Below are 9,048 nucleotides of genomic sequence, written 5' to 3'. Positions count from 1 at the left end.
CAGGCCCCCCATCCCAAAACCCTTTTCGACGCCGACGCTCTCTTCTTTCTTGCCCAGGATCCGGAGCTGCTGCGCAAGCTCCCCCCCCAAGCAATCGTCACCCCACATCCGGGCGAAATGTCCCGTTTCTTCGATGTAACCGCCCAGGATATCAATGCGGAAAGGGCGGCGTATGTCCGTGACTTCACTCGCAGACACGGTGTCAATATCCTTCTCAAAGGAGCGGCCACGATCATCTCCAACGCCATGGACCCGGTGTACATTTCCCCCTTTGCCACCCCGAATCTGGCACTTGGAGGATCCGGCGATGTTCTGTCAGGGATCATTGCCGCGTTGATGGCCAGATCGGTTCCCACATTGATGGCCGCCCAACTCGGTGTATACTGGCACGGGCTGTGCGGACAGATTTTGGCCCGGGAATACCCTTTTAGGGGCAATCTGGCACAAGAAATTGCCCATACCCTTCCTCACGCCCTCAAGGAGTGGAACGATGCTCAAAGCTAGCGATATCATGACCCCAAGCCCGGTGACCATCACCCCACAAACAGACATCTCCAAGGCCGCGGCCATTCTTTTGGACAATGACTTCAACGGTGTTCCGGTTGTTGACGAGAGCGCAAACCTGCTCGGCATCCTCTGCCAGAGCGATCTGGTGACCCTCCAGAAGAAATTTCCCCTCCCATCCGTCTTCACCTTTCTGGACGGTTTTCTTCCCTTGAACTCCATGTCGGCCATGGAAAAAGAAATCCAAAAGATCTCCGCTTCCACAGTCAAAGATGCCATGACAGCCTCACCGGTGACGGTCGATGCGGATACGCCTGTGGATGAAATCGCCGGTCTCATGGTCGATCAAAAATTCCATTCCCTGCCCGTCATCAAAAACGGCAAACTCGTGGGCATGGTCGGGATGAAAGATGTCCTTAAAACCGTTGTCGGATGATGGATATCACTCTCGGTTCTCTTGCGGACACATCCCGTTTCGCCCAAAAGCTGGCTGCTTGTATCCAAGGGCTGGAAACCTTTCCGGCCATTCTTTTCCAGGGTGATCTGGGATCGGGAAAAACGACCCTCACCGGGATGCTGGTCCCCCTACTGCCGGGGGGGGAGGGGGCGGAGGTCAGCAGCCCGAGCTTTACGGTAATGAATGTCTACCCGACACGGCCGGAAACAGCCCATTTCGATTTCTACCGCATGGAAGGAATGGGCCTCGACGGGACCATGGAAGAATATCTCTATGACCCAACACGGCTATGCATTGCCGAATGGATAGAACACCTTCCGGACCAACTCTGGCCGGACGAGTACCTCCTCATCGGGTGGTCCGTGCGGGGGTCATCAAGGGATCTATCCCTTACCGCCCAAGGGCCCATGGGCGCAAAGATGCTGGCCTGTCTCATTCGGGACTAAGACGGTTGGAACAGCTGGAGGGTACCGGTCAGGCCATTATCCCTCCCAATCATTCTTCAGCAACACATCTTCGAGGAAATCATGCGTATTTTAGTCCAAAAATTCGGCGGCACCTCCGTTGACGGTCGGGAGTGCATGCTCAAGGTCAAACAAAAAGTGCTCGACGGACTGGACAAGGGGTACAAGGTCATCGTGGTTCTTTCGGCCATGCACGGGATGACCAATTCCTTGCTCAAGACAGCCGCTTCCTGGACAAAACACCCAGATCAGGCGGAACTCGATGTCCTGGTCTCCACCGGAGAGCAACAATCGGTCTCTCTTTTCACCATGCTGCTCAAAGAAGACGGCATCGAGGCCCGATCCTGCCTCGGGCACCAGTTGCCCATCCGTACGGACCCCACCTATGGTTCGGCCCGTATTCTGGATATCGAGCAGGAGAAGATCCACGACCTTTTGGAACGGTACGACGTTCTGGTCGTGGCTGGTTTTCAGGGGTGTGACTATACCCAGCGTATCACCACGCTGGGGCGGGGGGGGTCCGACACCAGTGCCGTGGCCCTGGCCGCTGCGAGCGGGGCAGAGCTATGTGAAATCTATACGGATGTCGAAGGGGTGTTCACCACCGATCCCAATATCTGTTCCAGAGCCAGAAAAATCGATACGATCGACTATGAAGAGATGCTCGAAATGGCCAGCATGGGAGCCAAGGTGCTCCAGATCAGGTCTGTCGAGTTTGCCAAGAAATTCAATGTCCCCATCCATGTTCGTTCCACCTTTTCCAACGAGCCCGGGACCATCGTCACACAGGAGGAAAATTCCATGGAAGCAGCCCTGGTTTCAGGCATCGCCTACGACAAGGATCAGGCCAGGATCACCCTTGTAGGAGTCAATGATGAACCCGGTGTTTCGGCCAGAATTTTTGAGCCTATTGCCGCGGCCAACATCGTTGTGGACATGATCGTCCAAAACCCGAGCAAGGACGACCGCACAGACCTGACTTTCACCGTACCCAGGGGGAGTGTCCGGGATACCCTGGCCATTCTTGAACGGCTCAAAGAAGATATTGGGGCACTGCATATTTTCCATGACGACAACGTGTGCAAGATATCCATCATCGGTGTGGGCATGCGCACCCATGCGGGAATCGCTTCCATAGCCTTTGCAACCCTGAAGAAGGAAAACATCAATATTCTCATGATCAGCACCTCGGAGATCAAAATCTCCTGTCTGGTCAAGGAGAAATACACGGAACTGGCCATCAGGTCCTTGCACGAAGCCTTCGGGCTGGACAAGGAAATTTCTCCCGCCTGTGAACAACCCCTGGCATAACCAACCACAACCGGCCCTTCCTCTGTGCCGAAGAGAATGAGACCATGTCCGGAATAGCCATCTACGACACCACGTTGCGCGACGGAAGCCAATCCGAAGAAATCAACCTGTCAACAGCGGACAAGATACGCATCGCTCGAAAACTCGATGACCTGGGGGTCGAGTATATCGAAGGAGGCTGGCCGGGTTCGAACCCTACGGATCTTGGTTTTTTCAAGGATATCAAGAACTACGAGCTAACGCATGCTAAGGTGACCGCCTTTGGAAGCACCCATATGACCAAGGCATCACCAGAATCGGACAAGAACCTGCAAGCCCTTGTCTCGGCCCGGGCGGAAGTGATCACCATTTTCGGGAAGACCTGGGATATCCATGTCGAGGAGGCCCTGCGGACCACACTGGAACATAACCTGGAGATCATCCACGACTCTCTCGCCTTTCTCAGGCCCCAGGTGGGGGAGCTCCTTTTCGATGCCGAACATTTTTTCGACGGATTCAAGGCGAACCAGGAATTCGCCATGGCGTGCCTGGACCGTGCCATCAAGGCGGGGGCAGACGGTCTCGTACTCTGCGACACCAACGGAGGGACCCTGCCCGGCGACATCGCAAAGACCGTCACGTTGGTCCGCAAGACATTCCCCGATACCATCCTTGGCATCCACGCCCATAATGACGGGGAGCTGGCCGTGGCCAATTCCCTCCAAGCGGTACAGAGCGGAGCAACACACATTCAAGGGACCATCAACGGCTATGGGGAACGCTGTGGGAACGCCAACCTCTGCTCGATCATCCCCAACCTGGAAATCAAGATGGGTATCCCCTGTCTCCCTGAAGGATGCTTGGCCAAATTAGCAAATGTGTCCCACGTCATTTCCGAAGTGGCCAATGTCCGTTCCTTCCACAGGCAGCCGTTTGTGGGCAAATCCGCATTCGCCCACAAGGGCGGGGTCCATGTGAGCGCTGTACGCAAGAACCCAAAAACCTACGAACATATCCCCCCGGCCATGGTAGGGAATAAACAGAGAATCCTCCTCTCCGACCTCGCCGGACAGAGCAACATTCTGTTCAAGGCCAAACGGTACGGGTTCGACCTGGACAAGAACGACCCCTTTGTCCTGGAGCTCCTTTCGGAACTCAAACACCGTGAAAACAACGGGTATGAATTCTCAGCAGCGGAGGCGTCATTCGAACTCCTGCTCAACCGCGTCATGGGAAGATCGAGAGAGTACTTCAAGATCATCGCCTTCAGGGTCTTTGATACCCAACACCGTAAAGACGACGCCCCGTTCACCGAGGCAACGGTGATGGTCAAGGTGGGGGGAATGATCGAACATACAGCCGCCACGGGCATGGGACCGGTCAACGCATTGGACAACGCCCTGCGCAAGGCATTGCAGAGATTCTATCCGAATATCTCCAACATGCACCTGGTTGACTTCAAGGTACGCGTCCTTTGGGATCTGAAGAACGAAGACGACCAATTTGCCGGAACCGCTTCACAGGTCCGCGTACTCATCGAATCCCGTGACCAGTATGCACAATGGGTGACCGTGGGAGTACACTACAACATCCTCGAAGCCAGCCGCCAAGCACTTGAAGATTCGGTCAACTACAAACTGTTCAAGGATGACCAGAAAAAATTGACCAAGGCGATCAGGGAAAGAGACAAGTAAGACGGATCCAAGAGACTGGTGGGGTTAAGAAATTTGAAAAATGGGGGGGCTACTGTGGGGCGGACAGCTACTCATTACCCCCTATGCCGTACCTATTTTATCCCCCAACTCTCGTAACCCTCTACCCCTGAACTCCCTAAAATCTCTAAAATTATCCCCCATGCCCCAAATAGCCATTCTCATCGACAACACCACCATGAATCCCCATCTGGCCTGCGAACACGGGTTGAGCATGGGGATCATTCTTGATTCCGGCGACCTGTGGATCTGGGACACCGGCCAGTCCGGACTCTTTGTGGACAACGCCTTTTCCATGGGCATCCATCCCGGGCGGGCTGCGGGACTGGCATTGAGCCACGGTCACTACGATCACACAGGAGGACTTGACCGGCTATGGGAGCAGACCGATTTTCAGCGACCGATCTACGGGCATCCCGCTATTTTTGTCGACCGTTTTGCATGCCACCCGGGAACCGTCCCACGCGCCATAGGACTGCGCACCAATGATCCTGAGAGATTGAAAAAGCAGCTCGTTCCTGTCGAGAACACCATGGAACTCGCCCCGGGACTGACGATGTTCACGAACACCACCAGACAAGCGGAACATTATGAACCAATCCAGGGATTCTACCGGGACCGGGAAGCCACACGGCCGGACACCATTCCCGACGACGGGTGTCTGGTCCTGGAATCTGCCAATGGACCGGTCCTCATTCTGGGATGCTGCCACAGCGGCCTTGCCAACACTTGCGAACATGTGGCCAAATGTCATGGGATCGATCGCTTCCATGGACTTATTGGAGGGCTCCACCTGGGCAGGGCGTCAGAAGATGCCATCGAAGAGACCCGCACAACCATCGAACACTTCGGTTTCCAGACGGTCTTTGCGGGGCACTGCACAGGACAATCGGCCCTGGAACAGCTCCAGCAATCATTACCGGAAACCATCCATCCCATGGGTTCGGGCCTGTTTGTCAAATTCTAGTTATTGTCCGATTTACCCAGGGAATAACGGATGCATTCACTTTGGCTGCTGGTCCTAAAAAATCGCCCCTTTTGATCAGGATCCTTACTGACAAGGATTTGACCAAGAGGACCAAACCGTGGAGATCCCGGGTCAAATCCACAAGGGGATGCTTTTCCCGTCTCCGTGCCGCCAGCCGCCGTGCGAATCGTCTTTAGTCTCCTCTGGACAGAACACTGCTCCCGGTTTTTCCAACCACACCTCAATCCTACAACCTACCCCCCCGCCCCATGCCCAACAAACCCCTTGCCGAATCCCTCCGTCCCCGGAGCCTGGACGATTTTGTCGGACAGAGCCATATCAAACAGCGCATCCGGGCCATGATGACCGCCGACCGTCTTCCAAGCCTGCTTTTCTTCGGCCCTCCGGGATGCGGCAAGTCCACCCTGGCCCTTCTTCTGGCCAAGCATACCGGACGCGCATTCGCCCGGTTCAGTGCCCCGGAAACGGGCATTGCTGCCCTGCGCAAACAGATAACCGATCTGGATATCGTCGTTCTCGACGAACTCCACCGCTACTCCAAGGCCCAGCAGGATTTTTTTCTGCCCCTGCTTGAAAACGGGGATATCACCCTGCTGGCCACGACCACGGAAAACCCCTCGTTCAGCGTCACCAATCAACTCCTTTCGCGACTCCACGTTCTGCGACTCAGGGGACTCAATCTGGCCGAGATGGTCCAGATCGCTCAGAAAGGTGCCGCCAACATGCACGAATACATCCCGGAAGAAAGTCTCGACCTTTTGGGACGTCAGGCAGGGGGGGACGCCAGAGCCCTGCTCAATCTGGTGGAGTACACCGGCAAACTCGAACAAAAGGATCGTGATCCCAAAAACTTGAGCGCGGCCCTGCCCGAGATCGTGGCCCGGGGGGACCGTGACGGAGATGCCCATTACGAGTTCGTTTCCGGCCTCATCAAATCCATCCGTGGCAGTGATCCCGATGCCTCTTTGTACTACCTCGCTTGTCTTCTAGAATCAGGAGAAGATCCAAAATTCATTGCCAGACGACTCATTCTTTCGGCCTCGGAAGACGTGGGATTGGCAGATCCCCAGGCCATCTCCTTGGCTGTCTCCTGCCAGCAGGCCATCGAATTCATTGGTATGCCCGAGGGATTCATCCCTTTGGCAGAAGCGACCATCTATCTCGCCCTGGCCCCCAAAAGCAATTCCGCCTATGCCGGATACCTGGCCGCCATGCAGGAAATCCGCAGGAACGGTCCCAAACCCGTCCCCCTCCACCTGCGGAACGCATCAACCAAACTGCAAAAGGAGTGGGGCTACGGCAAAGGGTACAAATATCCCCACGCCTATCCGGAATCCTGGATCGATCAAGAATACCTGCCCCACGAGGTCAACGACCGCCGCTTCTACCAGCCCAAGGAACAGGGCGAGGAATCCCGGTTGCAGAACTGGATCAAATCCAGAAAACGTTCCCGCTCTTCCCGGGGTGGTCCGGGGAAAAAATGACCGACCGGTCGGTACTCCAAGACCATCTTTGGAAGCGGGATCCGGAAAGGAAAACGGCTTCGCGGCCGCTCTTCAATCCGGACCCGGGTCCCCCGCTTGAGCGGGCACGAACAATAGAGACCGTAAGAGCAGGAGCGTTTCCCACCTATGGACTTGCCCGGACTGCAAAAAAAATTGAGCGCCGGGATATGGATCGGGACATGGCGCACCGCATGCCTGACGCCAAACAAGGAGCTTGTCCATGAACGCACTGATTTTTTCCGATACCCTGGCCATGACCACCAATGCACCCCAGCCATCTCCAGAGCCGGGCGAGGCCTTGATCCGGATCCTCATGGCCGGCATCTGCAACACGGATACCGAAATTACCAAAGGCTACATGGGATTTACAGGGATTCCAGGCCATGAATTCGTCGGGAGGGTGGAAACGGTCAACGACGTGGACACGGGCCTGCCCAACAAACGGGTCGTGGGCGATATCAATTGCGGTTGCAACAGGCCAGCATGTACATACTGCAAGCAGGGGTTGGGGCGTCACTGCCCCGACAGAACGACTCTGGGCATTGACAGACGCAATGGGTGTTTTGCGGAGTATATCACCCTCCCGGTAAGGAACCTGCTCGAAGTTCCCGAGACCCTGTCCAATAAATTCGCCACCCTGACCGAACCCCTGGCAGCGGCCTTTGAGATTCTAAAACAGGTGGACATCACGCCGGAACACGACGTGCTCATCGTCGGAGACGGCAAACTGGGCCTGCTCATCAGCCATGCCCTGTCCACGACCGGGGCCGCCATCACCCATGTGGGCAAGCATCCGGGCAACCTGGCCATTTCCGCGAAACTTGGCAGCGGCACCATTCTCCTTCATGACATGCCGGACAGGAAATACGACGTCGTGGTCGAAGTCACAGGCAACGCAGGAGGCTTCGGCTTCTCGGTCGCCCACACAAAACCCCGGGGCACCCTCATCCTCAAAAGCACCATTGCCGCGCACGGCCCCATTGACCTGACACCGGTAGTTGTGGACGAAATCACCGTGATCGGATCACGGTGCGGCCTGTTCCAGCCCGCCCTGGATTATTTGCAAACCGGCGCGGACCTGTCGCCGATCATCGACAGCGTCTATCCCTTCGAGAAGGCCCTCCAGGCATTCGAACGGGCACAAACCCCAGGAGCCATGAAGGTGCTGCTGGATTTTGCGTGATTGTCGCAACAGGGGGTGATGATACCGTCGCCAATGGCGCGTTTATCCTGCCTGGATGGCGCGGATCGAAACATAAGGAGCAGGATAAAAGCAGATATCCAGTGTTCCCTATCGCCTTTTTTTCAGCACAAAAGGTATCCCGCCCGCCAGTAGAAACAATGTCCCGGGAACGGGTGCAGGGTTACTGCCGTAAGAGATCATCGCACCGCTGGGGTCCATGCCGGACATGGTAATGACCATATCATTGAAATCCGGTTCATTGGCTTGATTGAAATCTTTGAGCTCCTCAAAATAGAGGGAGTAGGATGGACGTTCACCATAATCATTCGGGGGACCATAGGTTACCATCCCGTCTAGAAATGTCAGCATATGATTCCGATCACTTGTCCCAAATCCCACCTGGTTGTCGCTCGAAAAAATCCCCCCCTGGGTTCCCCACTCTCTGGTATCCAGATAAAATCCAAAAAAAGGAAAATATCTCTCGAAACCGTTACTGGACAAGGTGCCGCAGGAAATCTCTCTAGTGGTTCCAGATTTATCCTTCCCCGAAAATACTTCTAGACTGTGAAAGGTTGCTCCATCGTATTGAAAAATCCCAAAGGAATTGAGATCGGCAAATGAAGAATTTTCTTCCTCAAGAGTAAACATCACAGGGACAGAGCACAATAGAGGACAATTTAATTCCCAGAAACAATCTGTATTTATCATACTTGATGCAAATACAGTTGATGAAAATAATAACATATTGCAAATAATAAAAAAATTTGTAAAAAATAATTTCATGACAACCTCCATATGCACTTAGACAAAGATTACACTCTTAAAAATCACTGCAGCTACCTGAGAATCGACAATAACTATGGAAAAGATGTGCCAAAATTTTTTCTTGCGATTACAAACACTTTTTATTGATAAAATAATATTTTCCGCATAAACTGGACGGGT

Annotated in this window: 9 protein-coding genes; 8 read left to right on the top strand and 1 reads right to left on the bottom strand. The window is 54.5% G+C overall.

Annotated features, from left to right (window positions below):
* The 8 genes from ACY692_RS13055 to ACY692_RS13020 all read left to right on the top strand — a co-directional run.
* The coding region (locus ACY692_RS13055) for an ADP-dependent NAD(P)H-hydrate dehydratase (RefSeq protein ID WP_462325815.1) at positions 1-504 on the top strand (504 nt) is incomplete at its 5' end.
* On the top strand, positions 491-940 hold the full coding sequence (locus ACY692_RS13050) for a CBS domain-containing protein (RefSeq protein WP_462325814.1): 450 nt from the start codon (positions 491-493) through the stop codon (positions 938-940). The genes ACY692_RS13055 and ACY692_RS13050, both read left to right, overlap by 14 nt.
* The gene (gene tsaE, locus ACY692_RS13045) at positions 937-1,407 is read left to right on the top strand and encodes a tRNA (adenosine(37)-N6)-threonylcarbamoyltransferase complex ATPase subunit type 1 TsaE (RefSeq protein WP_462325813.1); all 471 of its coding nucleotides are present in this window, start codon (positions 937-939) and stop codon (positions 1,405-1,407) included. Before ACY692_RS13050 ends, tsaE begins: the two co-directional genes overlap by 4 nt.
* An 81-nt stretch (positions 1,408-1,488) precedes the next feature.
* Complete coding sequence (locus ACY692_RS13040) at positions 1,489-2,736, top strand: aspartate kinase (RefSeq protein ID WP_462325812.1); 1,248 nt, start codon at positions 1,489-1,491, stop codon at positions 2,734-2,736.
* A 44-nt stretch (positions 2,737-2,780) separates the two neighbouring features.
* A complete protein-coding gene (cimA, locus tag ACY692_RS13035; protein ID WP_462325811.1) occupies positions 2,781-4,409 on the top strand; it encodes a citramalate synthase in 1,629 nt (542 codons plus the stop codon).
* Positions 4,410-4,569: 160 nt separating this feature from the next.
* Positions 4,570-5,394, top strand: a complete 825-nt coding sequence (locus ACY692_RS13030; RefSeq protein WP_462325810.1) for an MBL fold metallo-hydrolase — start codon at positions 4,570-4,572, stop codon at positions 5,392-5,394.
* Positions 5,395-5,663: 269 nt separating this feature from the next.
* Positions 5,664-6,899 carry a replication-associated recombination protein A gene (locus ACY692_RS13025; protein WP_462325809.1) on the top strand — a complete coding sequence of 412 codons (1,236 nt, stop codon included), beginning with the start codon at positions 5,664-5,666 and terminating at the stop codon, positions 6,897-6,899.
* Between the two features lie 241 nt (positions 6,900-7,140).
* A complete protein-coding gene (locus tag ACY692_RS13020; RefSeq protein WP_462325808.1) occupies positions 7,141-8,103 on the top strand; it encodes an MDR/zinc-dependent alcohol dehydrogenase-like family protein in 963 nt (320 codons plus the stop codon).
* 108 nt (positions 8,104-8,211) lie between these two features.
* Here ACY692_RS13020 and ACY692_RS13015 read toward each other — a convergent pair whose 3' ends face one another.
* Positions 8,212-8,886 carry a hypothetical protein gene (locus tag ACY692_RS13015; RefSeq protein WP_462325807.1) on the bottom strand — a complete coding sequence of 225 codons (675 nt, stop codon included), beginning with the start codon at positions 8,884-8,886 and terminating at the stop codon, positions 8,212-8,214.
* Positions 8,887-9,048: the final 162 nt, after the last annotated feature.

Source organism: Desulfoplanes sp. (assembly GCF_054921335.1).
This window is presented reverse-complemented; position numbering and strand designations above follow the sequence as displayed.